This is a genomic window from Modestobacter italicus (assembly GCF_000306785.1).
Lineage (GTDB): Bacteria > Actinomycetota > Actinomycetes > Mycobacteriales > Geodermatophilaceae > Modestobacter > Modestobacter italicus.
The window spans coordinates 4,271,232-4,297,258 of the sequence record NC_017955.1; the positions used below are offsets into that span (position 1 = coordinate 4,271,232).

25 protein-coding genes are annotated in these 26,027 nt (G+C 74.8%); 11 read left to right on the top strand and 14 right to left on the bottom strand.

Annotation, left to right across the window (positions count from 1 at the left end; translation table 11 throughout):
• Window positions 1–83: 83 nt before the first annotated feature.
• Complete coding sequence (gene lexA / locus MODMU_RS20255; RefSeq protein WP_014742247.1) at window positions 84–890, top strand: transcriptional repressor LexA; 807 nt, start codon at window positions 84–86, stop codon at window positions 888–890.
• Between the two features lie 66 nt (window positions 891–956).
• Here lexA and MODMU_RS20260 read toward each other — a convergent pair whose 3' ends face one another.
• The 4 genes from MODMU_RS20260 to MODMU_RS20275 form a co-directional block, all read right to left on the bottom strand.
• Window positions 957–1,946: a hypothetical protein gene (locus tag MODMU_RS20260; RefSeq protein ID WP_014742248.1), complete on the bottom strand. Its 990-nt coding sequence runs from the start codon at window positions 1,944–1,946 to the stop codon at window positions 957–959.
• Window positions 1,947–2,001: 55 nt separating this feature from the next.
• Window positions 2,002–2,742: a phosphatase PAP2 family protein gene (locus MODMU_RS20265; RefSeq protein ID WP_231851689.1), complete on the bottom strand. Its 741-nt coding sequence runs from the start codon at window positions 2,740–2,742 to the stop codon at window positions 2,002–2,004.
• A 204-nt stretch (window positions 2,743–2,946) separates the two neighbouring features.
• The gene (gene hflX, locus MODMU_RS20270) at window positions 2,947–4,446 is read right to left on the bottom strand and encodes a GTPase HflX (protein WP_014742251.1); all 1,500 of its coding nucleotides are present in this window, start codon (window positions 4,444–4,446) and stop codon (window positions 2,947–2,949) included.
• Between the two features lie 79 nt (window positions 4,447–4,525).
• Complete coding sequence (locus MODMU_RS20275; protein ID WP_014742252.1) at window positions 4,526–5,056, bottom strand: ArsR/SmtB family transcription factor; 531 nt, start codon at window positions 5,054–5,056, stop codon at window positions 4,526–4,528.
• Window positions 5,057–5,125: 69 nt separating this feature from the next.
• Here MODMU_RS20275 and MODMU_RS20280 point away from each other — a divergent pair, with 69 nt between their 5' ends.
• Window positions 5,126–6,412 carry an MFS transporter gene (locus tag MODMU_RS20280; RefSeq protein WP_014742253.1) on the top strand — a complete coding sequence of 429 codons (1,287 nt, stop codon included), beginning with the start codon at window positions 5,126–5,128 and terminating at the stop codon, window positions 6,410–6,412.
• Between the two features lie 38 nt (window positions 6,413–6,450).
• On the top strand, window positions 6,451–6,666 hold the full coding sequence (locus MODMU_RS20285; RefSeq protein WP_014742254.1) for a hypothetical protein: 216 nt from the start codon (window positions 6,451–6,453) through the stop codon (window positions 6,664–6,666).
• Between the two features lie 6 nt (window positions 6,667–6,672).
• Here MODMU_RS20285 and dapF read toward each other — a convergent pair whose 3' ends face one another.
• The 3 genes from dapF to MODMU_RS20300 are packed head-to-tail and all read right to left on the bottom strand — an operon-like array spanning window position 6,673 to window position 9,181.
• Window positions 6,673–7,572 (bottom strand): diaminopimelate epimerase, encoded by a 900-nt coding sequence (dapF, locus tag MODMU_RS20290; protein WP_014742255.1) that lies wholly within the window; start codon window positions 7,570–7,572, stop codon window positions 6,673–6,675.
• Complete coding sequence (miaA, locus tag MODMU_RS20295; RefSeq protein ID WP_014742256.1) at window positions 7,569–8,492, bottom strand: tRNA (adenosine(37)-N6)-dimethylallyltransferase MiaA; 924 nt, start codon at window positions 8,490–8,492, stop codon at window positions 7,569–7,571. Before miaA ends, dapF begins: the two co-directional genes overlap by 4 nt.
• The gene (locus tag MODMU_RS20300) at window positions 8,489–9,181 is read right to left on the bottom strand and encodes a class III extradiol ring-cleavage dioxygenase family protein (RefSeq protein WP_014742257.1); all 693 of its coding nucleotides are present in this window, start codon (window positions 9,179–9,181) and stop codon (window positions 8,489–8,491) included. The genes miaA and MODMU_RS20300 overlap by 4 nt, the downstream gene beginning before the upstream one ends.
• A 40-nt stretch (window positions 9,182–9,221) precedes the next feature.
• On the opposite strand from MODMU_RS20300, the gene MODMU_RS20305 reads away from it, so the two are divergent.
• Complete coding sequence (locus tag MODMU_RS20305) at window positions 9,222–11,048, top strand: DUF349 domain-containing protein (RefSeq protein ID WP_014742258.1); 1,827 nt, start codon at window positions 9,222–9,224, stop codon at window positions 11,046–11,048.
• A gap of 145 nt (window positions 11,049–11,193) precedes the next feature.
• On the opposite strand, the gene miaB is transcribed toward MODMU_RS20305, so the two are convergent.
• Window positions 11,194–12,657: a tRNA (N6-isopentenyl adenosine(37)-C2)-methylthiotransferase MiaB gene (gene miaB / locus MODMU_RS20310; RefSeq protein WP_014742259.1), complete on the bottom strand. Its 1,464-nt coding sequence runs from the start codon at window positions 12,655–12,657 to the stop codon at window positions 11,194–11,196.
• A gap of 160 nt (window positions 12,658–12,817) precedes the next feature.
• Here miaB and MODMU_RS20315 point away from each other — a divergent pair, with 160 nt between their 5' ends.
• The 5 genes from MODMU_RS20315 (at window position 12,818) to MODMU_RS20335 (ending at window position 16,682) form a co-directional block, all read left to right on the top strand.
• Window positions 12,818–13,573, top strand: a complete 756-nt coding sequence (locus MODMU_RS20315) for an amino acid ABC transporter ATP-binding protein (protein WP_014742260.1) — start codon at window positions 12,818–12,820, stop codon at window positions 13,571–13,573.
• 29 nt (window positions 13,574–13,602) lie between these two features.
• On the top strand, window positions 13,603–14,502 hold the full coding sequence (locus MODMU_RS20320; protein WP_014742261.1) for a glutamate ABC transporter substrate-binding protein: 900 nt from the start codon (window positions 13,603–13,605) through the stop codon (window positions 14,500–14,502).
• A 72-nt stretch (window positions 14,503–14,574) separates the two neighbouring features.
• Window positions 14,575–15,222 (top strand): amino acid ABC transporter permease, encoded by a 648-nt coding sequence (locus MODMU_RS20325; protein ID WP_014742262.1) that lies wholly within the window; start codon window positions 14,575–14,577, stop codon window positions 15,220–15,222.
• Entirely contained in the window at window positions 15,219–16,109 is an 891-nt protein-coding gene (locus MODMU_RS20330) for an amino acid ABC transporter permease (protein ID WP_014742263.1), read from the top strand. Before MODMU_RS20325 ends, MODMU_RS20330 begins: the two co-directional genes overlap by 4 nt.
• Window positions 16,110–16,265: 156 nt before the next feature.
• Entirely contained in the window at window positions 16,266–16,682 is a 417-nt protein-coding gene (locus MODMU_RS20335) for a hypothetical protein (protein ID WP_014742264.1), read from the top strand.
• Window positions 16,683–16,862: 180 nt separating this feature from the next.
• On the opposite strand, the gene MODMU_RS29180 is transcribed toward MODMU_RS20335, so the two are convergent.
• From MODMU_RS29180 to MODMU_RS20350, 3 genes are all read right to left on the bottom strand, one after another.
• Entirely contained in the window at window positions 16,863–17,951 is a 1,089-nt protein-coding gene (locus MODMU_RS29180) for a regulatory protein RecX (RefSeq protein WP_231851690.1), read from the bottom strand.
• An 8-nt stretch (window positions 17,952–17,959) separates the two neighbouring features.
• Entirely contained in the window at window positions 17,960–19,000 is a 1,041-nt protein-coding gene (gene recA / locus MODMU_RS20345) for a recombinase RecA (RefSeq protein WP_014742266.1), read from the bottom strand.
• Between the two features lie 157 nt (window positions 19,001–19,157).
• On the bottom strand, window positions 19,158–19,550 hold the full coding sequence (locus MODMU_RS20350) for a winged helix-turn-helix transcriptional regulator (RefSeq protein ID WP_014742267.1): 393 nt from the start codon (window positions 19,548–19,550) through the stop codon (window positions 19,158–19,160).
• 101 nt (window positions 19,551–19,651) lie between these two features.
• Between MODMU_RS20350 and MODMU_RS20355 the strand changes: the two genes are divergently transcribed.
• Window positions 19,652–20,509, top strand: coding sequence for an NmrA family NAD(P)-binding protein (locus MODMU_RS20355; RefSeq protein ID WP_014742268.1), 858 nt, complete (start codon window positions 19,652–19,654; stop codon window positions 20,507–20,509).
• Between the two features lie 22 nt (window positions 20,510–20,531).
• Here MODMU_RS20355 and MODMU_RS20360 read toward each other — a convergent pair whose 3' ends face one another.
• Window positions 20,532–20,726 (bottom strand): DUF3046 domain-containing protein, encoded by a 195-nt coding sequence (locus MODMU_RS20360; protein WP_014742269.1) that lies wholly within the window; start codon window positions 20,724–20,726, stop codon window positions 20,532–20,534.
• A 153-nt stretch (window positions 20,727–20,879) separates the two neighbouring features.
• A complete protein-coding gene (locus MODMU_RS20365) occupies window positions 20,880–22,169 on the bottom strand; it encodes an MFS transporter (RefSeq protein WP_014742270.1) in 1,290 nt (429 codons plus the stop codon).
• Between the two features lie 64 nt (window positions 22,170–22,233).
• Between MODMU_RS20365 and MODMU_RS20370 the strand changes: the two genes are divergently transcribed.
• Window positions 22,234–23,409 carry a glycoside hydrolase family 3 N-terminal domain-containing protein gene (locus MODMU_RS20370; RefSeq protein ID WP_014742271.1) on the top strand — a complete coding sequence of 392 codons (1,176 nt, stop codon included), beginning with the start codon at window positions 22,234–22,236 and terminating at the stop codon, window positions 23,407–23,409.
• 32 nt (window positions 23,410–23,441) lie between these two features.
• On the opposite strand, the gene MODMU_RS20375 is transcribed toward MODMU_RS20370, so the two are convergent.
• Window positions 23,442–25,988 carry a glycoside hydrolase family 3 C-terminal domain-containing protein gene (locus MODMU_RS20375; RefSeq protein WP_014742272.1) on the bottom strand — a complete coding sequence of 849 codons (2,547 nt, stop codon included), beginning with the start codon at window positions 25,986–25,988 and terminating at the stop codon, window positions 23,442–23,444.
• Between the last annotated feature and the right edge of the window lie 39 nt (window positions 25,989–26,027).

The window sequence follows — 26,027 nt, forward strand, 5'->3', positions numbered from 1 at the left end:
ATCGGGATCGCCGCGCCGGCCCCGCCCGGAGTGCGGCGACGCACCCGGGAACCGCTGCCCCGGCAGCCGGACGAGGAGGACACATGGCGGTCGACGGCCCGACGGCAGGCAGTGGCAAGGGCTCCGCGCGGCGCGGTCGCGCCGGGGAGACGGGGGCGGCCGGCGCCGGTGCGGCGATCCGGGAGTTCCCCGACCGCGGCGAGGCCGGCGACGGGCTGACCCAGCGGCAGCGCCGGGTGCTCGAGGTCATCCGCGACTCCATCGACCGCCGCGGCTACCCGCCCTCGGTCCGCGAGATCGGCGAGGCGGTCGGGCTCTCCTCGGCCTCCTCGGTGGCCCACCAGCTCTCGGTGCTGCAGCGCAAGGGCTGGCTGCGGCGCGACCCGAACCGCCCGCGGGCGCTCGACGTCCGGCTCCCCGGCGAGACCGCCGTCATGACCGAGGCCGCCGAGCCCGCCGCCGGGCCGCTCGCGGCCTCCGGTGGCGCCAGCGGCGTGGACGAGGCCGCCGCGCCCCGCCCGACCTACGTGCCGCTGGTCGGCCGGATCGCCGCGGGTGGCCCGGTGCTGGCCGAGCAGGCGGTGGAGGAGGTCTTCCCGCTCCCCCGCGAGCTGGTCGGCGAGGGCACGCTGTTCATGCTCAAGGTCGCCGGTGACTCGATGGTCGACGCCGCCATCTGTGACGGCGACTGGGTCGTCGTCCGCCAGCAGCCGACCGCGGAGAACGGCGAGATCGTGGCCGCCATGATCGACGGCGAGGCCACGGTGAAGACCTACAAGCGCCGCGACGGGCACGTCTGGCTGATGCCGCACAACGAGGCGTACGAGCCGATCCCCGGCGACGACGCCACCGTCCTGGGCCGGGTCGTCACCGTCCTGCGCCGCGTCTGAGGAAGGACCCCCTCTCCCCCCACCACTCGCAGGCTCGTGGCGGGGACCTGAGAGGGGGCCGGGTGGTCAGCCTTGCTGGCGGCGGCGGAAGCGGCCGACGAGCCACACCAGGGTGGTGGCGACCAGGGCGGCGATCAGCCCGGCCGTCAGCGGGCTCACCGAGCGGGCGAGCCCGCCGTCGGCCGAGGCGTCCTCGGCCGGGCCGGTCGCCGCGGCCGGCTCGAGCGCGCCGGACGCGGGCACCAGGGTCACCGTGGCCGGCAGCCCCTCCCCCGACACCAGCAGGTCACGGCTGTTCGCGGCGAACGTGATCGCCTCGCCCTGAGGTGAGTCCGGCAGCGGCACCCGGACCGGGGAGCCGCCCAGTGCGCCGACCACGTCGGAGCCGACCAGCGGCCAGACGTAGGCGTCGGTGTAGGTGCGCAGCGCGATCCGCTGGCCGTCGGGCGAGACCGACCCGCCGGTGACGAGCAGCTGCCCGGCGCGCCCCACCGGGCCGCCGGGGGTCCCGGTGAGGGTGAACCCGAGCCGGAGCACCTGGCTCATCGGCACGGTGGCGTCGTCGGCGAGCGGGCCGTCGGGCCGGTAGACGGCGCTGGCCCCCAGCACCTCCTTGGTGACCACGTACGGCGTGCCGTCCGGCGCCAGCAGGAGGGCCTCGGCGTCGTGCGGGCCGTCCGGGTAGGTGAGCCGGGTCAGGGTGGAGCTGCCGTCCGGGCGGAGGCCGATGAGCGCCACGGTCTCCCGGGTCTGGTTGTTGTCCCCGGTGTCGGCCAGCCAGATCGTCCCGTCCCCGGCCAGCGCCAGGTCCTCCGGGTCGTAGGGGTCGACGTCGGCGGAGCGGACCTCGCCGATCGCGCAGCCGCCGTCGAGGACGAACACCTCGGCACGGTCGCCCCCGTCGTTCATGGCCAGCATCGAGTCGCCGGCGCTGGCCAGCCCGGAGAGCTCCGGCAGCCGCGGGTCGGTGACCGCGCACCGCGTGCTCGGCTCGCCGTAGGGCGCGGCGTCCGCGCCCTGGGCGACGGCCGGGGCGACCGGCAGGACGGCGAGCACCAGACCGAGGGGCGCGCCGAGGGCCGCGCGGCCCGCTCTCCGGCGTCCCGCGCGGTCAGGGCTGCGAACGGCCCGCTCTGGCACGGACCCAGCGTGACACCACGACAGCGTCGAGTGCATGAACCACGCCCAACAGCAGCAGCCCGACGGCCAGCCCCACGACCGCGTCGGTGACCCAGTGGAAGTCCAGCGCCACCATGGCCACGCCGGTGCACAGCGGCCCCAGGATGCTCAGCGCCCAGGTGGTGCGCTGCGTCCAGGCGGGCAACCCGTACTCCACGGCCGTCCACCGGGCGACCCCCCACATCAGGACGGCGTTGGCCACGTGCCCGGAGGGGTAGCTGGCGCCGTCCCGGTGGAAGAACGACCCGGGGTAGGCCGGCGCCGTCCGGCCGGTGCCGTACTTGAAGGCGTAGACGACCGCGGTGAGCAGGGCCAGGGCCATCAGCACGCGGACCAGGGGGACGAGGGTCCGGCGGCGGACGGCCAACCAGCCGACCAGGGCCGCCAGCACGATGAGGATGAAGCCGCGGCCGCCGGCCTGGGTGAAGGCCCAGACGAACCAGTAGGCGTCGGAGTGCCGCAGGTCCCAGACGCTGACCACCTCGGAGACCCGGAGGTCCATCCGCTCCAGCCAGCCCCGGTTGAGCAGGTCGACGGTGACCCCGAGGGTCACCAGCGCGGAGAGCAGCAGCACCCACCACGGCGGCCGGCCGACCCCGATGACCGGCGCAGACCGGGAGGACGGCAGGCCGCCGGCGGCGTCCGCCATCGACTGCACCGCGCTCCTGGCCACCGGGTCACGGTACCGGGACCGTGACCTGGTCGTGACCAAGACCGACCCCGGCCCCCTCTCAGGGCCCCGCCCCGAGCAGGTGACGCGCTGGAACGGCCCGCCTGCAGGGCCCCGCCCCGAGCCTGCGCGGGGTGGGTCAGGCCTCGTCCCGAGGCTCGCCCCGAGCTTGCGAGGGGTGAGGAGGACGAGGTCCTTCGACCTTCGTCAGATCCCGGCGACCGGCGCGGCGTAGTCCTCGAGCACCGCCGCGAGCGCCGGGGCGACCCGGGCGGTGAGGAGGGTGCCGGTGGCCCCGTGCCGCTCCTCGATGACCTCGCCGTCCCGGTGGACCCGGGCGACCAGGTCACCCCGGTCGTAGGGCACCAGCACCTCGACGTCGACGTCCGGGTGCGGCAGCCGCGCGGCGATGACGTCCCGCAGCGCCTCGATGCCCTCGCCGGTCCGGGCGGAGACCCAGGCGGCGCCGGGGAGCGCCTGCCGCAGGGCGAGCACGTCGTCCTCGGTCATCGCGTCGACCTTGTTGACCACGATGAGCTCGGGGACGGCGGCGGCGTCGATCTCGTTGAGCACGACCCGCACCGCGTCGATCTGGCCCAGCGGGTCGGGGTCGGACCCGTCGACCACGTGCACGAGCAGGTCGGCGGCCGCGACCTCCTCCAGCGTGGACCGGAAGGCGTCGACCAGCTGGTGCGGCAGGTGGCGCACGAAGCCGACGGTGTCGGTCACCGTGAACTCCCGGCCGTCCGGGGTCTGCGCGCGCCGGACCGTCGGGTCCAGGGTGGCGAACAGCGCGTCCTGCACCAGCACGCCGGCGTCGGTGAGCTGGTTGAGCAGGCTGGACTTGCCGGCGTTGGTGTACCCGGCGATGGCCACGCTCGGGGTGGCGTTGCGGTCGCGGGAGTTGCGCTGGGTGGTGCGGGCGGTCGCCATGCCGGCGATCTCCTTGCGCAGCTTGCTCACCCGGGCGCGGATCCGGCGACGGTCGGTCTCGATCTTGGTCTCACCGGGACCACGGGTACCGATGCCGCCACCACCGGCGACGCGGCCACCGGCCTGCCGGCTCAGCGACTCACCCCAACCGCGCAGCCGCGGCAGCATGTACTGCATCTGGGCGAGCTCGACCTGCGCCTTGCCCTCCCGGCTGGTGGCGTGCTGGGCGAAGATGTCCAGGATCAGCGCGGTCCGGTCGACCACCTTGACCTTGAGGATCTTCTCCAGCTGGTTGAGCTGGCCCGGGGCCAGCTCGCCGTCGCAGATCACGGTGTCGGCGCCGGTGGCGGCGACGACGTCGCGCAGCTCGGCGGCCTTGCCCGAGCCCACGTAGGTGGCCGGGTCGGGCTTGTCGCGGCGCTGCACGAGCGCGTCGAGCACCTGCGATCCGGCGGTCTCGGCGAGCGCGGCGAGCTCGGCCAGCGAGCGGTGCGCGTCGACCGCCGTCCCCTCGGTCCAGACGCCGACCAGGACGACCCGCTCCAGGCGGAGCTGCCGGTACTCGACCTCGGTGACGTCGGTGAGCTCGGTCGACAGACCGGCGACGCGGCGCAGCGCACCGCGCTCCTCCTTGACGTAGGAGCCGGTCGAGTCGTCCGGGGCGTCCCACGGGGTGGTGGGCGCAGGGGTCGGGTCCTGGGCGCGGGCGCGCGCGGCCTTGTCGACCCGGGCCTCGGCCTCGTCGAGGATCGCGCGGTTCTGGGCTGTCGTCATCGTGTCCAGCGTGGCATGCCCTCGCACGGAGGGCGACTGACTTGTGGTGCGAGCTGTTGTCATCGCCCGGTACAACACCTCAGGGCTCCGGGTGCATCCCGAGGTACACCGACCACTTCTCCCCCTGCGGATCCGCCGGCCGGCGGGCGAACTCGTCGAGCACCGCGTGCAGCCGGCCGGCGAGCTCCTCCCGCTCGGCAGCCGTCAGGCGCAACCCGAGCCGGTTGCTGTGCAGCCGGTCCTCCCCCGCCTCCGCGACCTCCTCGAGGAAGGCCGCCAGCGACGGGTCGCGCCCGGCGGCCGGCCCTCCTGCGTCGTCCATCAGCCAGCTCTTCCCGGTCGCCCGGTACGGCACCTCCCGCGCACCGCGGGTGCCCCGCCGCGCCGGCTCCGCGGCCAGGAAGCCGGTGTCGACGAGGGTGCGCACGTGGTGCAGGACGGTGGCCGGGTTGCGGTCCAGCCGGGCCGCCAGCTCCTTGTTGGTGAGCGGGGCGTCCAGGCACAGCCGCAGGATGCGCAGCCGGACGGCGGAGGCGAGGGCCCGGGCCTCGGCGTCGGTCGCCGGACGGCGCTCGCCGGCGACGCGGGGACGACGCTCCGGCTCGGGCACGGGAGCAGCCTAGGCAGACACGACGCAAAGTGATTGACACTTCCCGATCACTCACTCCACCCTGCCGCGGTGAGCACCGACCGCAGCCTGCTGCGCCACCACGACTTCCGGCAGCTGTGGGCCGCCGAGACGGTCAGCCAGGTCGGCACCCAGGTGACCCTGCTGGCGCTGCCGGTCGTCGCGGTGACCGTGCTGGACGCGACGCCGCTGCAGATGGGCGTCCTCACCGCGTTGGAGACCGCCGCCTTCCTGCTCATCGGCCTGCCGGCCGGGGCGTGGGTGGACCGCTGGCGCCGCAAGCGGGTGCTGGTGACCGCCGACCTGGTCCGCGCCGCCGTGCTGGCCACGCTGCCGGTCGCGTACCTGCTCGACGTGCTCACCCTGGGCCAGCTCTTCGCCGTCGCGGCGGTCACCGGCGCGGCCACGGTGTTCTTCGACGTCGCCTACCAGAGCTACCTGCCCGCCCTGGTCGACCGCGACCAGCTGGTCGACGGCAACGGCAAGCTCGAGGCGAGCCGCGCGGTCGCGCAGGTCGCCGGCCCGGGCGCCACCGGTGTGCTGCTGCGGGTGCTCGGCGCCCCGCTGCTCATCGCCGTCGACGCGGTGTCCTACCTGGTGTCCGCGCTGTTCATCGGCCAGATCGGCGCGCCGGACGTCGTCCCGGACCGGGCGTCCCGGCGGCCGCTGCGCACCGAGATCGGTGAGGGGCTGGCCTTCGTCGTGCGGCACCCGCTGCTGCGCCGGATCGTGGCGTGCACCGGCACCGGGAACCTCTTCGGCAGCATCACCAGCACGCTGCTGGTGCTGTTCGCGATCCGGGAGCTCGGCCTGTCCGAGAGCACCCTGGGACTGGCGCTGTCGGCCGGGGCCGTCGGCGGGCTGCTGGGCGCGGCCACCGCCGCACGGTTCGCCCGGCGCGTGGGCGAGGGGCGGGCCATCCCGCTGTCCGCGGCGGTCCTGGTGCCGTTCGCCGCGCTCACGCCGTTGGCCGACCTCGGCGCCCCGGTGGTGCTGCTGGTGGTGAGCATGTTCGGGTTCAGCTGGTCGGTCGTGGTCTACAACGTCACCCAGGTCAGCTTCCGTCAGCGGCTGTGCCCGCCCGGCCTGCTCGGCCGGATGAACGCCTCGGTCCGGTTCATCGTCTTCGGCACCATGCCGCTGGGTGGGCTCCTCGGCGGCGTGCTGGGCACCTGGCTCGGCGTCGTCCCGGCGCTGTGGGTCGGCGTGGCCGGTACGGCGCTGGCCTGCCTGCCCGTCGTCCTCAGCCCGCTGCTGACGATGGGCGACCTCACCGACGAGTGGGACGGGGGCCGGGTGCCGGAAGCGGAGCCGGTTGTGCCGGGGGCCAGCGGGTAGGGCGGGGACGACCGGATGCCCTGCGAGGGAGGACGACGATGACCAGCCCCACCACCAACTCCGACGGCGAGCTCGACGACCCGGGCCGCGACCCGAAGGGGCTCAACCCGCCGCGGAACCTGTTCGGCGGCGGCGCCGACCAGGACAGCGGGCAGGGCACCCCGGACGGCACCGGCAACGTCGGTCCCGGTGACAAGCCCGAGGCGCCGACCGACGAGCCGGAGACCCGCGCCGACACCCCCGACCGCCCCTGAGGTCGGTCAGCCGCCGAGCCACTCCGCGGTGAGCATGCCGGAGGCGACGACGACCGCCGGGCCCGACAGCACCGTCGTCGTCCCGTCGAACTCCACCGACAGCCGGCCGCCCGGGACGTCCACCGCGACCGTCCCGGCGGTCCGGCCGCCGGCCTCCAGCGCGGCGTAGGCCGCGGCGCAGGCGCCGGTGCCGCAGGACCGCGTCTCGCCCACGCCGCGCTCGTACACCCGCAGCCGGACGTGCGCGCAGGCGCCGGCGGGGGCGTCCTCGGCGGCCAGCACGTTGACGACCTCGACGTTGACCCCCTCGGGGAACATCGCCGGGTCCACTCCGGGCAGCGCCGACAGGTCCAGCGAGTCGACCTCGACGTCGGTGAGCGCGACCAGGTGCGGGTTGCCCATCGACACCCCGAGCCCCGGGAAGGGGACCCCGGCGATCCGGGCCTCGCCGCGGCCCAGCGGCACGGCCGGGCCCATGTCCACCCAGTAGCCGCCGTCCGCGCGGGCACCGACCCGCCGCGGCCCGCCGCGGGTGCCGACCAGCACGCCTGCCTCGGCGGCCGCGCGGTCCAGCAGGCCCTCGGCGAGCAGCACGTGCAGGTACAGCCGGATGCCGTTGCCGCACATCTCCGCGTGCGAGCCGTCGGCGTTGCGGTGGTCCATGAACCACTCGCAGTCGGCGAGGGCGTCGCCGAGGACGGCGGGGGCGTCGGGCACGTGCCGGCTGCGGACGACGCGCAGCACCCCGTCGCCGCCCAGGCCGGCCCGGCGGTCGCACAGCCGGCGGACCAGGTCGGCGTCGAGCCGGGACTCCGGCCAGACGCCGCCGTCGGGGTCGGGCAGGACGACGAAGTCGTTCTCCGTGCCGTGGCCCAGGAGCACCCGCGGGCTCGCGCTGTCGATCACCGCCCGATCGTACGGTCGGCGATCAGCTGCACGACGGCGTCGGCCAGGTCGGCCCGGCCCGCGTCGAACCAGGTGGTGGCGGCGTCCCGGCGGAACCAGGAGCGCTGCCGTCGGACGAACCGGCGGGTGGTGCTCACCGTGCGCGCCCGGGCCTCCTCGGCGGTGAGCAGGCCGTCGAACTGCTGGAGGACCTGGGCGTAGCCCAGCGCGCGGGAGGCGGTCGGCCCCTCGCGCAGGCCGTCGGCGGCCAGCGCGGCCACCTCGTCGACGAAGCCCGCGGCCCACATGGCGTCCACCCGCCGGGCGACCCGCTCGTCGAGCTCGTCGGGCGCCCGGTCCAGCCCGACGGTCACCGCCGGGTAGTGCGCCGCCGGCTCGGGCAGCCGGGCGGTGAAGGGCTGCCCGGTCAGCTCGATGACCTCCAGCGCGCGGACCACCCGCCGGCCGTTGCTGGGCAGGATCGCCGCGGCGGCCGCGGGGTCGAGGGCGGTCAGCCGGTCGTGCAGGGCCGCCGGCCCGACGGCGGCCAGCTCCTCGGTCAGCCGGGCGCGCACCTCCGGGTCGGTGCCGGGGAAGTCCAGCTCGTCGAGGACGGCCCTGACGTAGAGCCCGGAGCCGCCGACCAGCAGGGGGACGACGCCCGCGGCGCGCAGCCGGTCCACCTCGGCCCGGGCGCGCTGCCGGTACTCGGCGACCGAGGCCGGCTCCCGGACGTGCCACAGGTCCATCAGGTGGTGCGGCACGCCGGCCCGCTCGGCCGGGGTGGGCTTGGCCGTGCCGATGTCCATGCCGCGGTAGAGCTGCATCGAGTCCGCGTTCACCACCTCTCCGCCGAGCCGGGTGGCCAGCGCGACGGCGAGCGCGGTCTTCCCGGTGGCGGTGGGCCCGACGACGGCGACCACCGGCGGCCCTGCGGTCACCGGGTCCGCCAGGTCGCGACCGGGTAGCCGACCCCGAACGGCGCCTCGTCGGTGAGCAGCTCCGCGTCGATGTCCAGCCCGTCGAGGGCGGCACCGACGGCCCGCCACACCGGCACCCCCGCCGCCAGCAGCCGGCTCCCCTCGACCGGGTCGAGGGCGGCCAGCGCGCCGGCGTCCCCGGTGGCCAGGGACCGGGCGACGGCGGCGTCGAACGGGGCTGCGGCGGGGTCCAGGTGGCCGGGGGCCCGCTCGCTGCGCCGGGCCGAGCCGTCGCCCATCGCGAGGACGCCGACCGACCCCGGCAGGTCCGACAGCGCCGTCCCGAAGTCGTCCGGGCCGACCCCCAGCCGCGGGCCGACGTGACCGGCCTGGTCCAGCAGCCAGGCGCCGAGCAGGTGCGGCAGCGGCAGCCGCCGGCCGCCCGGCCGGGCCCAGCCGGAGAACGGCAGCTCGAGGTCGACGCCGAAGCCGCGCAGGTCACCGGCGTCCCCGGGGCCGAACCGCACCCCGTCGGCGCCGGTACCGAGCACGACGACGACCTCGGGTCCATCGTGCAGGACCACCTGCACGGCGGCGCGCACGGCCGCCCGCAGCACGCCCAGCTCGGCGCTGTGCGCCCCGGCCACCGCGGGCAGCAGCAGCGGCGGCTGCGGGCAGAAGGCGACCGTGACCGGACGGAGGGGTCTCACGCGGGGCAGTCTTGCCGATGGGGCGTGGGAGACTGCTGGCGTGTCGAGCACGGAGAACACCGGAGACCGGACGCAGCAGGCCGCCCCCGCCCCCGACGAGCGCCCCGAGACGGGGCTCGCCGAGGTCGCCCCGGTCGATCCCACGCCCCTGGCGGCGACCCCCGATGCGGTCGTCCCGGAGGTGGTGGAACCAGGCGTCGACGAACCCGCCGGCGGCGCGCCCGAGGCGGCGGTCTCGGAGGTCGCTGCCGACGCCCCGTCGGTGACCGCGACCGCGCCGGTCGACGAGGGCCCGCTGGCGGCGACGCCGGACGCCGCCGTCCCCGAGCCGGCGGAGGCCGGCACCGAGGTCCCCGCGTCGCAGGCGGTCACCCCCGAGGCGGGCACCCCCGCCACCGGCTCGCCGACCGACGCCGCGCTCGCCGACCCGACGGCCGCTCCCGCGACCCCGGACGTCCTGATCACGGACACCCCCGCCACGGACACCCCCGCCACGGACACGCCCAGCACGGACACGCCCCCCGCCGCCGAGGCCCCGGCCGCCGAGGCCCCTGCCGCCGAGGCCCCTGCCGCCGCGCCGGTGCCCTCCCCCGGTGGCCGGCACGCAGCCGGGTCCTCCTCCTCGGCGGAGACCCCGACGATCGTCCCCGCCGTCCCGGCGTCGGACCCCACCGCGTGGGGCCGGGTCGACGACGAGGGCACCGTCTTCGTGACCACCGCTGCCGGGGAGCGCGCCGTCGGGTCCTGGCAGGCCGGCGACCCGGCCGCCGGGCTGGCGCACTACGGCCGCCGGTACGACGACCTCGCCACCGAGGTCTCGCTGCTGGAGGCGCGGCTGGCCGCGCACACCGGCAACCCCGGCGAGATCAAGGCCAAGGCCGAGGAGCTGGCGGACCAGATCCTGACCTCCGCGGCCGTGGGCGACCTCGACCACCTCGCGCTGCGGGCCCGGGCCATCTCGAGCATGGCCGAGACGGCCGTCGCGGCGAACCGGGCGGAGAAGGCCAAGGCGCGGGCCGGGCAGATCGCCCGCAAGGAGGCCCTCGCGGCCGAGGCCGAGCAGATCGCCGCCGACTCCACGCAGTGGAAGGCGGCCGGCGACCGGCTCAAGGCGATCGTCGAGGAGTGGAAGACGATCAAGGGCATCGACCGGAAGACCGACGAGGCGCTGTGGCACCGCTTCGCCGCAGCCCGGGACGCCTTCGGTCGCCGCCGCGGCGCGCACTTCGCCCAGCTGGACACCCAGCGCGCGGAGGCCCGCGCGGCCAAGAGCGAGCTCATCGCCGAGGCCGAGCGGCTGTCCAGCTCCACCGAGTGGGGTCCGACCAGCGCCGCGATGCGCTCGCTGATGGACCGCTGGAAGGCCGTGCCGCGGGTCGGCCGGGACACCGACGACGACCTGTGGAAGAAGTTCCGCGCCGCGCAGGACGTCTTCTTCGCCGCCCGGACGGCCTCCGACCAGGCCCGCAGCTCCGACGAGCTGGCCAACCAGAAGCAGAAGGAGGAGCTGCTGGCCGAGGCCGAGGCGCTGGACCCGGGCAACCGGGCGGCGCAGAACGCGCTCCGCAAGATCCAGGAGCGCTACGACGCCATCGGGCACGTGCCGCGCAACGCCATGCGCCCGCTGGAGGACCGGATGCGCGCCGTCGAGGAGAAGTTCCGCGGCGTCGCCGAGTCCACCCGCCCGCGGGTGCAGCCGGAGAACCCGCTGCTCACCTCGATGCGGGCAGCCGTCACCAAGGCCGAGGACCAGCTGGCCAAGGCGCAGGCGGCCGGCAACGCGAAGCGGATCAGCGAGGCCGAGGCCAACCTGGCGACCCGCCGCGAGTGGCTGGCCGAGGCGGAGAAGTCCTCCTCCCGCCGCTGACCTAGCACGAACGCCGAGGGCCCCGTCCGGACCGATCCGGACGGGGCCCTCGCACGTCCGCGGACCCGCTTGCTCAGGCATAGGTACCTACACGTGCGTATCGGGGTCTGAAACGCACGCATAGGTACCTATGCCTGGTGAGGCGTCAGCTGCAGGCGGACACCGCGGCGGGGAGGGGCGCGGGGACGCCGATCTGGGGCATGCCCAGGGAGACGCCGGGGGTGGTCGGGCGGGTGCCGGCCTCGCTCGCGTCGCCGGCCCGGGTGCGGCGGTGCGAGACCAGGGGCCCGTCGGCGACCAGGAAGTGCGGCTTGGCGGCGGTCACGACCGCCGCCACCACGTCGCCGGGGCGGACGCCGTCGGCCGCGGTGAAGTGCACCAGCCGGCCGTCGCGGGCCCGGCCGGAGAGCCGGCCGCGGGCGGCGTCCTTGCTGCCCTCCCCCGCCGCGACCAGCAGCTCGACCCGGCGGCCGATCTGCGCGGTGTTCTCCGCCCAGCTGATCTCGTCCTGCAGCGCGGTGAGCCGGAGGTAGCGCTCCTGGACGACGTCCTTGGGCAGCTGGTCGGGCAGCTCGGCCGCCGGCGTGCCCGGGCGCTTGGAGTACTGGAAGGTGAAGGCGCTGGCGAAGCGGGCCTGCCGGACGACGTCGAGGGTGTCGGCGAAGTCCTGCTCGGTCTCGCCGGGGAAGCCCACGATGATGTCGGTGGTGATCGCCGCGTCGGGCATCGCCGCCCGCACCCGGTCGATGATCCCCAGGTAGCGGTCCCGCCGGTAGCCGCGGCGCATCCGGCGCAGCACGTCGTCCGAGCCGGACTGCAGCGGCATGTGCAGCTGGTGGCAGACCGCCGGGGTCGCGGCCATCGCCTCGATGACGTCGTCGGTGAACTCGCGCGGGTGCGGGCTGGTGAACCGGATCCGCTCCAGCCCTTCGATGGCGCCCGCTGCCCGGAGGAGGTCGGCGAAGGCGCCCCGCTCGCGGAACTCGACGCCGTAGGCGTTCACGTTCTGCCCGAGCAGGGTCACCTCGAGCACGCCCTGGTCGACCAGCGCCTGCACCTCGGCCAGGACCTCGCCGGGACGGCGGTCCTTCTCCTTGCCGCGCAGCGCCGGGACGATGCAGAACGTGCAGGTGTTGTTGCAGCCGACGCTGATCGACACCCAGCCGGAGTGGGCGGAGTCCCGCTTGGCCGGCAGCGTGGAGGGGAAGACCTCCAGCGACTCGACGATCTCGACCTGGGCCTCGGCGTTGTGCCGGGCGCGCTCGAGCAGCACCGGCAGCGAGCCGACGTTGTGGGTGCCGAAGACGACGTCGACCCACGGCGCCCGCCGGACGATCTCGCCGCGGTCCTTCTGCGCCAGGCAGCCGCCCACGGCGATCTGCATGCCGGGGTGGGCGTCCTTGACCGGGCGCAGGTGGCCGAGGTTGCCGTAGAGCCGGTTGTCGGCGTTCTCGCGGACCGCGCAGGTGTTCAGCACCACGACGTCGGCGTCGGCGCCCTCGGCGGCGGCGGTGTAGCCGGCCTGCTCGAGCAGCCCGGACAGCCGCTCGGAGTCGTGGACGTTCATCTGGCAGCCGTAGGTGCGCACGAGGTAGGTCTTGCCGTTCACCACCGCATCGTAGAGACCCCGCGGCGCTCCCCCGTCCTGGCGGCCGGTCGCAGCGCTTCGTGACCGAGCCGACACCCGCACGGGGAACTCACAGCGTCGTTACAGCTTCGTGATCGCGCAGCGACGTCGCAGTGCCCGGACCGCCCTAGGGTCACCCGCTGTGACTGATCGTCCGACCGGAGAACCTCTCGTCCGCCTGTCCGGCGTCAACAAGTGGTTCGGTGACCTGCACGTGCTGCAGGACATCGACCTGACGATCGACCGCGGCGAGGTCGTCGTCGTCATCGGGCCGTCGGGCTCGGGCAAGTCGACGCTGTGCCGCGCGATCAACCGCCTGGAGGCCATCCAGGACGGCGAGATCACCATCGACGGCACGCGGCTGCCCGACGAGGGCAAGGAGCTCGCCCGGCTGCGCAGCGACGTCGGCATGGTGTTCCAGAGCTTCAACCTCTTCGCGCACAAGACCGTGCTGCAGAACGTGACGCTCGGCCCGACCACGGTGCGCAAGCAGCCCAAGGCCGAGGCGGAGCGGCGCGCCCGCGAGCTGCTGGACCGGGTCGGGGTGGGCGCCCAGGCCGACAAGGTGCCCGCCCAGCTGTCCGGCGGCCAGCAGCAGCGGGTGGCCATCGCCCGGGCGCTGGCGATGGACCCCAAGGTGATGCTCTTCGACGAGCCCACCTCCGCGCTGGACCCGGAGATGATCAACGAGGTCCTCGAGGTGATGACCGCGCTGGCGCACGACGGCATGACGATGGTCGTGGTGACCCACGAGATGGGCTTCGCCCGCCGCGCGGCCAACCGGGTCGTCTTCATGGACGCCGGCCGCATCGTCGAGTCCGCGACGCCGGAGACCTTCTTCACCCACCCGACCTCGGACCGGGCGAAGGACTTCCTCTCCAAGATCTTGAACCACTGACCGACCGCACACCCACGAGAGGACCCCTCATGCGCATCACCCGCCCCTTCGCGGCCCTCGCCGCGATGGCCACGGCCGGCGTCGTGCTGGCCGGCTGCTCCAGCGATGCCGGCAACCAGGCCGAGGACGCCGCCGACAACAGCGCCGCTGTCGAGACCGACGCCGAGTTCGAGGCCGGGACGACGATGGCCGAGCTCAACGAGGCCGGCGCGATCACGATCGGCACCAAGTACGACCAGCCGGGCTTCGGCCTGCTGGACCCCTCCGGCACCCCCGAGGGCTTCGACGTCGAGATCGGCAAGATCATCGCCGCCAAGCTCGGCATCCCCGAGGACGGCATCACCTTCGTCGAGACCGTCTCGGCCAACCGCGAGCCGTTCATCCAGAACGGCCAGGCGGACATCGTGGTCGCCACGTACACGATCAACGACAAGCGCAAGGAGGTCGTGGACTTCGCCGGGCCGTACTACGAGGCGGGCCAGGACATCATGGTGGCCGCGGGCAACCCGCTGGGCATCGCGGGCCCGGAGGACCTGGCCGGCAAGAACGTCTGCTCGGTCGAGGGCTCGACCCCGGCGGAGAACATCCGCACCAACTACCCCGAGGCGACGCTGACGCTGTTCGACGTCTACTCCAAGTGCGCCGACGCGCTCACCAACGGCCAGGTCGACGCGGTCACGACCGACAACGTCATCCTGACCGGCCTGGTGGCCGGCAACCCCGAGGGCTTCGAGCTGGTGGGCAACCCGTTCACCGAGGAGCCCTACGGCATCGGCCTCGCCAAGGGCGACCAGGAGTTCCGCGACTTCATCAACGACACCCTCGAGGAGTCCTTCGAGGACGGCTCGTGGGCCGACGCGTGGGACGCCACCGCCGGCGCGATCAGCGGCACCGAGGCCCCTGAGCCGCCGGCCGTCGACCGCTACTGACCGACCCGTGCGTGCTGCCGGGCGGGGGCTCCCCGCCCGGCAGCGTGCTGCTGAGCCTCGAAGGGAGGCGTGGTGCAGTTCTTCGTCGACAACTTCCCGCTGCTGCGGGAGGCCTTCCTCAAGACGCTGAGCCTGTCGGTGCTGGCGGGCCTGCTCGCCCTGGTCCTCGGGACGGTGCTGGCGGCGTTCCGGGTCAGCCCGATCACGCCGCTGCGGGGCCTGGCGACCTTCTACGTGGAGACGTTCCGGAACACCCCGCTGACGGTGGTCTTCTTCTTCATCATCTTCGGCCTGCCGCAGATCGACTTCGCCGTCGGCTTCTTCACCGGCTCGGTGCTGGCGGTCGGCCTGTACACGGCGGCGTTCGTCTGCGAGGCGGTGCGGTCGGGCATCAACGCCGTCTCCCCCGGGCAGGCCGAGGCCGCCCGGGCGATCGGCCTGACCTTCGGTCAGTCGCTGCGTGAGGTCGTGCTCCCGCAGGCGTTCCGCACCGTCGTCCCGCCGCTGGGCAACGTGCTGATCGCCATGGTGAAGAACACGTCGATCGCCGCCGGTTTCGCGGTCACCGAGCTCACCGCCTCGCTGCAGCGGCTGTCCAACGCCAACGGAGGCGACATCCTGCTGGTCCTGGCGGCCGTCGTCGCCGGCTACATGCTGATCACGCTGCCCGCGGCCTACGTCGTCGGCCGCGTCGAGCGACGGGTGGCGATCCTGCGATGAGCGCACCGGTCCTCTTCGACCTCCCCGGGCCCCGGGCGCGGGCCAGGATCCGGGTCGCCACGGTGATCGGCGCGCTGCTGGTGGTCGCCATCGTCGCGTTCGTGCTGGTCCGGCTGGGCCGTAACGGCCAGCTGGACCCGCAGCGCTGGTCGGTGCTGTTCGACCCCAACAGCGGTGTGCCGCAGGCGTTGTGGCAGGCGCTGCTGCGCACGCTGCGGGTCGCCGCCGTCGGCATGGTGTTCGCGACGATCTTCGGGCTGCTGCTGGCCGTGGGCCGGCTCTCCGACCACCGGGTCGTGCGGGTCGCGGTCACCACGGTCATCGAGTTCTTCCGGGCGATCCCGCTGCTGGTGGTGATCTTCGCGCTGTACTTCGTGCTGCCGAGCTTCGGCATCCGGCTGAGCACGTACGCCGCGCTGACGATCGGCCTGGTCCTCTACAACATGGCCGTGCTGGCGGAGATCTTCCGGGCCGGCATCCTGTCGGTCGACCGGGGCCAGTCGGAGGCGGCGTACGGCATCGGGCTGCGCAAGGCGCAGGTCATGCGGCTGGTGCTGCTGCCGCAGGCGGTCCGCCGGATGCTGCCCGTGCTGGTGGCCCAGCTCGTGGTGCTGCTCAAGGACAGCTCGCTGGGCTTCATCATCGGGTACTTCGAGCTGCTCCGGCAGGCGCGCAGCCTGGTGGAGTTCTTCACCCCGCGCTTCGGCAACGAGTACACCTTCCAGCTGTACGTCGCCGCCGGGCTGATCTACATCATCGTCAACGTGCTGCTGTCCCAGCTGGCGAAGTACATCGAGCGCCGGTCCCGCCGCAGCCCGAAGACGGCGGCGACGCACGCCGTCGATCTGACCGACCTCCCCTCGGCGACCGGTCAGACCTCGATCTGACCGCACTCCCCAGGCCCTCGGCGTCCACACCCGGACGTCGGGGGCCTGCGCGCGTCCGGTGCCGGACCGCCCGGCGAGGGATGTGCCGGAGTCCGGCGCACGGCTTGGCAGATGTCGCCGGTGACCTCGGCAGGGCTGCCTGCCGAGAGAGAGGACGTGACCTCCACCGCCACCGCACCGCGCCACACGCACCGGGACCTCGACGACGACGACCTGGAGACCACCACCCAGATCTTCGTGGGCAAGCTGCGCGCCAGCGCCCGCCGCTTCGCCTCCGCCGCCGGTGCCGAGTCGGCGATCGTGCGTGAGGCCGTCCCGCCGGCCCGGCACCGCCGGGCCCGCTGCCGGGTGGTGCTGCTGTACCCGGCCGGCCAGGAGGCCGACGTGACGTTCCTCGGCCCGGCCAGCACGATCGCCGGCAAGGAGATCACCATGTCCCAGTTCGACACCGCGATCGAGCAGTGGCTGAGCGCCGGCCAGGAGCGCAGCCGCCGGTGGCTGGTGCCGGACGAGGAGGCCGCCGGTGGCGTGGCCATCGACGTGCCCGCCTGGCTGGACCAGCGGAGCGCCTGACCGCCGCCTGACGCGGACCACCCGCCGCTCACCGGCATCCCCCGCGGACCGGTGAGCGGCGCCCGTGCCGGCGCTCCGCTCGGGTGGCGACGGAGCACGCGGACAGACGAGATCAGCCGGTGCGACCTCGGTCGCACCGGCTGATCGGCGTTCAGGGCCGGGACGGCGCCCGGCCCGGGGTCAGGGCAGCTCCTCCCCGCGGAGCAGGTGCTCGGGGAGCTGCCGGCCGCGGCTGATCGGCCGCGCCCAGCCCTCACCCACCTCCGGGCTCGCCACGGCGTCGTCGGGCAGCTCGGCGGCCGCCGCCCGGGCCTTGCGCGCTGCCGAGCGGGCGGCGGTCCAGACCGGCGGCTCGGCACCGGACCAGGTGGGCTCGTCGTCCGGCTCAGCCGCAGCTGCCGAGCCGGCCCGGGCGGACCGGCGCCCGAACGACGTGCTCCTGGACGGCGTGGTCCGGGACGGCGTGGGCTCGGACGGGGTCCGGGACTGCGCGGGCTGGGTCGGCGTGGTCCGGGACGGCTCGGCCTCGAACGGCTCGGCCTCGGCTGCGGCGTCCTCGGCGGCGGCGTCCTCGGCGGCGCCGTCGGCGTCGAGCGCCTCGCGGACGACGTAGCCGGCCAGGCCGCCGCCGTAGCCCTTGCGGGCGAGCATGCCCATCAGCCGGCGCTCCGCGGTGACGCGGTCCAGCCGGCGCATGGACGGGACCTTCCGCTCCACCAGCCGGCGGGCGGAGTCCCACTCGCTCTGCGGGTCGACCTCGGCCACGGCGGCCGCGGCCACCTCGCCGTCGACGCCCTTGGCGCGCAGCTCGGCAGCCAGCGCCCGGCGGGCCAGGCCGCGCCCGGACTGCCGGGAGGTGACCCAGGCGGCCGCGAACGCCGCGTCGTCGATGAGGCCGACGTCGGTGAACCGGTCGAGGACGGCGTTGGCCGCCTCCTCCGGCACCTCCTTCTTGGCCAGCAGCTCGGCCAGCTGCTTGCGGGTCTTGGCCGCTCCGGTCAGCGCGCGCAGGCAGATGCCCTTGGCGACGGCCTCCGGGTCCTCCATCTCCGCGGGCGTGGCGTCGGGGTCGGCCGACCTCGTCCACTGGGGACCGCTGGACCGGCCGCCACGCCGGCGACCGTCGCCGTCGCCCTCACCGCTCCGCGGACCGCCACGCGCACCACCCCGGCGACCGCGGCCGCCGGACCGACGACCGTGGTCGTCGGCCGGCGCCGCGTCGTCATCGGAGCTGCCGCCCGAGCCGCCGCCGAACAGCGTGTCGGCCACCGGCGGGATCAGAAGTCGGCCGGCTCGGCGGCGACGTCGGCCGGGTCGACCTTGGCCACGCCGATGCCCAGCTTCTCCTTGATCTTCTTCTCGATCTCGTCGGCGAGGTCGGGGTTGTCCCGCAGGAAGTTGCGGGCGTTCTCCTTGCCCTGGCCGAGCTGGTCGCCGTCGTAGGTGTACCAGGCACCGGACTTGCGGACGAAGCCCTGCTCCACTCCGATGTCGATGAGGCCGCCCTCACGGCTGAAGCCGGTGCCCCAGATGAGGTCGAGCTCGGCCTGCTTGAACGGCGCGGCCACCTTGTTCTTGACGACCTTGATCCGCACCCGGCTGCCGACCGCGTCGGTGCCCTGCTTGAGGGTCTCGATGCGCCGCACGTCGAGCCGGACCGAGGAGTAGAACTTCAGCGCGCGGCCACCGGTGGTGACCTCCGGGGAGCCGTAGACGACGCCGACCTTCTCGCGCAGCTGGTTGATGAAGATGCAGGTCGTCCCGGAGTTGCTCAGCGCACCGGTGATCTTGCGCAGCGCCTGGCTCATCAGCCGCGCCTGCAGGCCGACGTGGCTGTCGCCCATCTCGCCCTCGATCTCGGCGCGGGGCACCAGGGCGGCCACCGAGTCGATGACGATCAGGTCGAGCGCGCCGGAGCGGATCAGCATGTCCGCGATCTCCAGCGCCTGCTCACCGGTGTCGGGCTGGCTGATCAGCAGGGCGTCGGTGTCGACGCCGATGGCCCGGGCGTAGTCGGGGTCGAGCGCGTGCTCGGCGTCGACGAAGGCCACGATGCCGCCGGCGGCCTGGGCGTTGGCCACCGCGTGCAGGGCGACCGTCGTCTTGCCCGAGGCCTCCGGGCCGTAGACCTCGACCACCCGGCCACGCGGCAGGCCGCCGACGCCGAGGGCGATGTCGAGGGCGATCGAGCCGGTCGGGATCACCTTCATGGCGACCTCGGGCGAGTCGCCCAGGCGCATGACGGAACCCTTGCCGAACTGCTTGTCGATCTGGGCGAGGGCCATGTCGAGGGCCTTGTCGCGGTCGAGCGTTGCCATGGTGGCCACCTTCGGATGTCGCTGTGTCGGGTCGTCGACGACGCTAGGACGGGGGTCTGACAGTTCCGGTGGACCGGCCACATCTGTGGACGCGGACCGGGCCTGTGGACACCGTAGGCCGAACACCTGTTCGATTCCAGCGACACGCCGGGGCGGTTCAGCGGGGTGGGCGGGCCTCGTCCGCCGCTGCCTGCGCCGCGCGCACGTCGGGCATCCGCCCCTCGACGAAGCCGATGAGCCCGAGCAGGTGCGGCACGAGCTCGGCGCCGGCCTCGGTCAGCCGGTACTCCACGTGCGGCGGGATGGTCGAGCGGACCTCGCGGTGCACCCAGCCGTCGCGCTCGAGGGTCTGCAGGCCCTGCGCCAGCATCTTCTCGCTGACGCCCTCGATCCGCCGGCGCAGTTCACCGAACCGGTGCGGGCTGTCGGCCAGTGCGGACAGGGCGAGCAGCGACCACTTGCCGGTCACGTGCTCCAACGCCTCGCGGGAGGTGCAGGCGCGGCTGAACACGTCGGCCACCAGCTCCTCGACCGTCTGCTCGGCTCCCACCACCGCCTCCTCCCGTCGTCCCGGCCGAGTGTACCGTCCAGGACAGCCGTACTAACCAATCGTTAGTGCCCTACGGACAGAGAGCACTCGGAGGAATCCCCATGATCGCCGTCACCGGAGCCACCGGCCACCTCGGCCGCCTCGTCGTCACCGGCCTGCTCGACGCCGGCGTCCCCGCCGCCGAGGTGGTCGCCGTCGTCCGCACCCCCGAGCGGGCCGCGGACCTCGCCGAGCGGGGTGTGCAGGTGCGCGCGGCCGACTACGCCGACGCGGCGGCCCTCGGCACCGCGCTGCAGGGGGTGGACCGGCTGCTGCTCGTCTCCGGCAGCGAGGTCGGCCAGCGCGTGCCCCAGCACAGCAACGTGCTGCAGGCGGCGAAGGCCGCGGGCGTCGCGCTGGTCGTCTACACCAGCGCGTCCAAGGCCGACGACACCCCCCTCCCCCTCGCCCCCGAGCACATCGCCACCGAGCGGCTGATCGCCGACTTCGGCATCCCGGCCGTGGTGCTGCGCAACAACTGGTACCTGGAGAACTACGACCAGCAGATCCGCCAGGCCGCGGAGACCGGCGAGCTCGCCGCCAGCTCCGGCGGGGGCCGGATCGCCGCGGCCACCCGGGCCGACTTCGCCGCGGCCACCGTCGCCGTCCTCACCGCGGAGCAGCCCACCCCGGGCGTGCTCGAGCTGGGTGGCGACGAGGCGTTCACGATCGCCGAGCTGGCCGAGGCGGTCGCCGCCGAGTCCGGCCGCGAGGTGACCTACCGCGACCTGAGCGCCGCCGAGCACCTGCAGACCCTGCTCGACGCCGGGCTCCCCCAGGGGACGGCGGAGTTCGTCGTCGGGCTGGACCAGGCGATCGCCCAGGGCGCGCTGGACACCGGCAGCCGGGCGCTGTCGGAGCTGACCGGCCGGCCGACCACGACGCTCGCCGAGCACGTCCGCGCCGTCCTCGGCCGCTGACGCGTCGTCCCGCCGGAGGGCCTCAGCGGTCCTTCGGCGGGACGTCGTACTCCTTGCAGATCTCCAGCCACACGGTGCGGATCGGCACGCCGGCGTCGATCGCCTCCACCGCCGTCCGCCCGCCGAGGGTGCTGAACACGTGGTCACCGGCCACGGTCCGCGCCCTCATCGAGCCGAAGTGCTGCTCCATCCGGGACCAGAACTCCTGCAGCCGCACGGCGACGACCGTACCCAGTGCGCACCCGCCGCAGCCCGGCCGGTCCTACGCTCGTCCCGTGGGCCTGAGCACCGGATCGCCGACCTGGGACGCGGTCCTGCAGATCGGCATAGCCGGGGTCCTGCTGGTGACCCTGGTGCTGCTCGTGCGCGACTACCGCAACCGGCGCTGACCGGCGGGGGTGAGCCGCGCCGCGGTCCACACCACCGCCAGCGGGAGGACGAGCACCGCGGAGACCAGCGCGACCAGGTCGAAGCCGCCCACGGCCAGCAACGGTCCGCCGAGCGCGCCGGCCACCGCCGCGCCCAGCCCCATGAGCAGGTCGGTGGCGCCCTGCGCGGTCGGCCGCAGGTCCGCGCCCACCGACTCGGTCACCATGGTCGAGCCGGCGACCAGCCCGCACGACCAGCCCAGCCCGAGCAGGAACAGCCCGACGCCCAGCTGGACCGCCGCGCCCGGTGGGGCGGTGCCGGCGACCACGGCGGCGAGCAGCAGCAGCACACCGCCCAGCGCCACCGTCGTGGCGCGACCGGCCCGGTCGGCGAGCCAGCCGACCACCGGGGAGAACAGGTACATCCCGGCCACGTGGACGCTGATCACCAGGCCGATGACCCGCAGCGTCGTCCCCTCGGCCCCCTCGTGCCCGGCGCCCATGTGCACCGGCGTCATGACCATCAGCCCGACCATCACCGCGTGCGAGACGACGACGGCGGTGAGCCCGAGCCGCCCGCCGGGTGAGGCCCAGACGGCGCGCAGCGCCGCCGCGGCCCCGGTGCGCGGAGGTGGGCCGGCCGGGTCGGCGCCGACGGCCAGCCTGCGGGCCAGCAGCAGCGGGTCCGGCCGGAGGAGCAGCAGCGCGCCCAGGACGACGAGGGCGAACGCCGCGATCGACAGCACGAACGCCCCGCCGAGGTCCGGCAGGCCCAGGGCCGCGCCGAGGGCGTTGCCCGGCTCGGCGAGGTTGGGGCCGAGCACCGAGCCGATCGTGGTCGCCCAGACCACCAGCGACAGGGCGCGGCCGCGGTGCTCGGGCTCGGCGAGGTCGGCCGCGGCGTAGCGGGCCTGCAGGCCGCTGCTGGTGGAGGCGCCGAACAGGAACAGCCCGGCCAGCAGCAGCGGCAGCGAGGAGACCGCGGCGGCGCCGACGACGACGACCGCCCCGAGGACGGCGATGCCGTACCCACTGGCCAGGCCCACCCGGCGCCCCCGCCGGTCGCTGATCCGGGCCAGCGGGACGGCGAGCAGCGCGGCACCGAGCACGCTGGCGGTCTGCCCCAGGCCGGCGGCGGCGTCACTGCCGGCGACATCGCGCGCGAGCAGCCCGCCTACGGTGATCCCGACGGTCACGCCGAGACCGCCGAGCGCCACCCCGGCGGACAGCACCGCCACGGTGCGGCGCTGCACGGCCGCCCGGTCGGTGGTCGTCGGCAGGGCTCCGGTCACCCGGGCAGTGTGCCGGACAGCGCCCGCCGGCAGAGCGGTACGAGCGACGAGGAGCAGGCACGAGATGCGACGACCGGCACCGACCCGCACCGGGCTGCTCCTCGGGGTCCTGCTGGCCGTGGCGGGGTGCGGCGGCACGGCTCCGGACGGGGCGACCGCGCAGTCCTCCTCCGCGCCGGCGTCGTCGGCAGCGCCGTCGTCGTCCGCACCGGCCGCCTCCTGCGCCGACCGGACGCTGGCCGGCCTCTCCCTCGACGAGCAGGTGGGGCAGCTGCTGATGGTGGGGGTGCCCGCGGCCGACCCGGCGTCCGGCACCGCCGCGCTGTCCGGCGTGCCCGTCGGCGGGTTGTTCCTGCAGGGCCGCAGCTCGGCCGACGCCTCGTCGGTGACTGCGTCCGTCGCGGAACTCCAGGAGGGGGCCGCCGTCCCGCTGCAGATCGCCGTCGACCAGGAGGGCGGGCTGGTCCAGACGCTCAAGGGCCCCGGCTTCGACCGGGTGCCGACCGCGCTGGAGCAGGGCCGCCAGGACCCGGCCGCGCTGCGCTCGACGACCGCCGGCTGGGCCGGTCAGCTGCACGCCGCCGGGATCACCATGGACCTGGGGCCCGTCGCGGACACCGTGCCCGCCGGCACGGAGGCGGACAACCCGCCGATCGGCGCCTTCGACCGCCAGTTCGGCAGCGACCCGGAGGCGGTCGCGGCGTCGGTGACCGCGGTGGTCGAGGGGTTGCAGGACGCCGGCGTCGTGGCCACCGCCAAGCACTTCCCCGGGCTGGGCCGGGTCCGGGTGAACACCGACACCGACCTGGGTGCCACCGACCCCGAGACCAGCCCCGACGACCCGTTCCTGGGCCCGTTCGCCGCCGCCGTGGACGCCGGGGTCGGCGCGGTGATGGTCAGCTCGGCGACCTACCCGCAGCTGGACCCGGACTCCCCCGCACTGTTCTCCCCCGCCGTCCTGGACCTGCTCCGCGGGCAGCTGGGCTTCACCGGCGTGGTGATGAGCGACGACGTCGGTGACGCCGAGGCGGTGTCGCAGACCCCGGTCGCCGAGCGGGCGGTGGAGTCGGTTGCCGCCGGGGTCGACGTCGTGCTGACCGTCAGCCCGGCCGATGCCACCCCGATGGCGCAGGCCCTCGCCGACCGGGCCGCGGACGACGAGGCGTTCGCCGGCCGGGTCACCGAGTCCGCCGGCCGGGTGCTGGCGCTCAAGGAGCGGTTCGGCCTGCTGACCTGCTGACGGGCTCCGCGCTCCGGAGCCCGTCAGCCGGCTCAGCGGACCCGCACCGAGGACGACAGCCGGACGTCGCCCGACGAGGCCCCGACCGTCAGCGGCCGCGTGCCGGTGGCGCGCACCCACTCGTCGGCGTCGGCGTCCCACACCGACAGCTGACGTTCCTCGACGGTCACCGTGACCCGCTGCCGCTCGCCGGGCTCGAGCGCGACCCGGTCGAAGCCGGCCAGCTGCAGCGAGGGCGTGCCGGCCGCCGAGCCACCGCCGAGGTACACCTGCGGCACCTCGGTGCCGGCGACGTCCCCGGTGTTCTGGACGGTGAAGCTGACCTGCAGGCCGCGGTGCCGGTTGCGCACCTCCAGCCCCGAGTAGTCGAACGACGTGTACGACAGCCCGTGGCCGAAGGCGAACAGCGGCTCGGTGCCGGTGGCCGCGTACCAGCGGTACCCGACGTCGGTGCCCTCGGTGTAGGTCTGCACGTCGGGCACCGGGTCGGCGTCGGTGTCCAGCCCCGGGTAGTTGGCCGGGTCGCTGACCGGCGTCGCGTCCTCCCGGGCCGGGTAGGTCTCCGGCAGCCGGCCACCCGGGTTCGCCACCCCGGTGAGCAGGTCGACGGTCGCCTCGGCGCCCTCCTGGCCGGGGTACCACATCTGCAGCACCGCGCGGACGTCGTCCAGCCACGGCATCAGCACCGGGTCGCCGGTGTTGAGCACGACCACGGTGTCCGGGTTGGCCGCGGCGACCGCGGCGATGACGTCGTCCTGGAAGCCGGGCAGGCCGAGTGAGGGCCGGTCCTCGCCCTCGGTGCCCTCGTTGTAGGCGAAGACGACGGCGGTGTCGGCGTCCGCGGCGGTCCGGGCGGCCTCCGCGACGCGCTCGGCCCGCAGCTCCGGCGTCGTCCACGCCAGCCGCAACGCGAGCGGCGCCTCGGCCGTGGGCGCGCAGGCGGCCACCGGCCCGGCCTGGGCGCTGTCGCAGCTGAGCGTGAGCGTCACCTGCTGTCCGGCGGCCAGGTCGACCGTGTAGCTGTCGTTGGTCCGGCCGTCGGCGGTCGGGATCAGGCTGCCGCCGGCGGCGCCGAACCGGCGCTGGGTGGACGCCTCGGCGTCGGTGCCGGGCACCCCCTCCACGTCCATCCGCACACCGGGGCCGGTGGTCTGCACGTGGAAGGTGTAGGCCCCGGCGGACGGCGCGGTGACGGTGACGGTCTGGGTGACCGGTGCGGTGTAGGTGGTGTCGACCGGGGCACCCGTGCTCAGCGCCGAGCCGGGGACGACGACGCCCTCCAGGTCCTCCCCGACGGCCCAGGTGACGCCGGCGCCCCGCTCCCGCAGCACGTCGACCGTGCTGTCGACGGCTCCGGTGTCGGGGGTGACCCGGGCGCTGCCGCCGCCGCCGATGAGCGGGGTGGCCGCGGTCGGCCCGACCAGCGCCACGTCGGCGAGCTGGTCCGCACCCAGCGGGAGCGCGCCACCCTCGTTCGCCAGCAGGACGGCGCCCTCGGTGGCGACCTGCCGGGCCACCGCGGCGTTCTGGGCGACGGCCCGCTCCGGCTCGGCACCGGCGTCGTCGAGCAACCCGACCTCGGCCATCGCGGTGAGCACGCCGGTGACCGCGCGGTCCAGCGCCGCGGCCACCGGGGGCGTCAGGTCGCGGTCGTCCACGACGCCGTCGCCGTTGGCGTCCCGGTTCAGGTCGGTGAAGGCGGCCGTCGGGCGGGGCATCTCCACGTCGAGGCCCGCCTCCAACGCGCCTGCACCGTGGAACGCGCCCCAGTCGGTCATGACGAAGCCGTCGAAGCCCCACTCCTCGCGCAGCACGTGCGTCAGCAGCTCGGCGTCCTCGCACGCCTGGACGCCGTTCACCTGGTTGTACGAGCACATGACCGCGCCGATGCCGGCGCGCACCACCGCCTCGAACCCGGCGAACTCGGTCTCGTGCAACGTCTTCTCGTCGACCTGGACGTCGATGCCCTGCCGGCCGAGTTCCTGGTTGTTGGCCGCGAAGTGCTTGGCGGTAGCGATGACCCCGTGGTCCTGCACGGCCGCGACCTGGGGGGCGGCGAGCTGGGCGGTCAGCAGCGGGTCCTCGCTGAGGGTCTCGAAGTTCCGCCCCGCGTAGGGGGTGCGGACCAGGTTCATCATCGGGCCGAGGAGGACCTCCATGCCCAGCGCGTCCGCCTCCTGGCCGAGCACGCCGCCGTAGGCGGTGGCGGCGTCACGGTCGAACGTCGCGCCGAGCGCGATCGGCGCGGGCAACGCGGTGGCCGGCTCGCTGGCCCGGACACCGGAGGGCCCGTCGGCCATGTCCAGGCCGGGGACGCCCAGCCGGGGGACGCCGACGATGGCCCCCGCGGCGCCGTTGGCCCCGGTGGTGCCGCCGAGCATCCCGAACTGCTCCGGGACGGTCATCTGCGCCACCAGCGCGGCGATCCGCTGCCGGTCCACGTGCGGCTGCCCGGGAGCGGGTCCGCCGCCGTCCCGGCCGGGCGTGGCGAGGGCGGGTGCGGCGCCGCCGGCGACGACCACGACCGTGGCCGCGATGGTGAGGCCGGCGCGCAGGCGTCGGGTGCGGTGCGGTGCCATGGGGAGATCCCCTCGGTGCGCCGGGTCGGACCCCTGTGT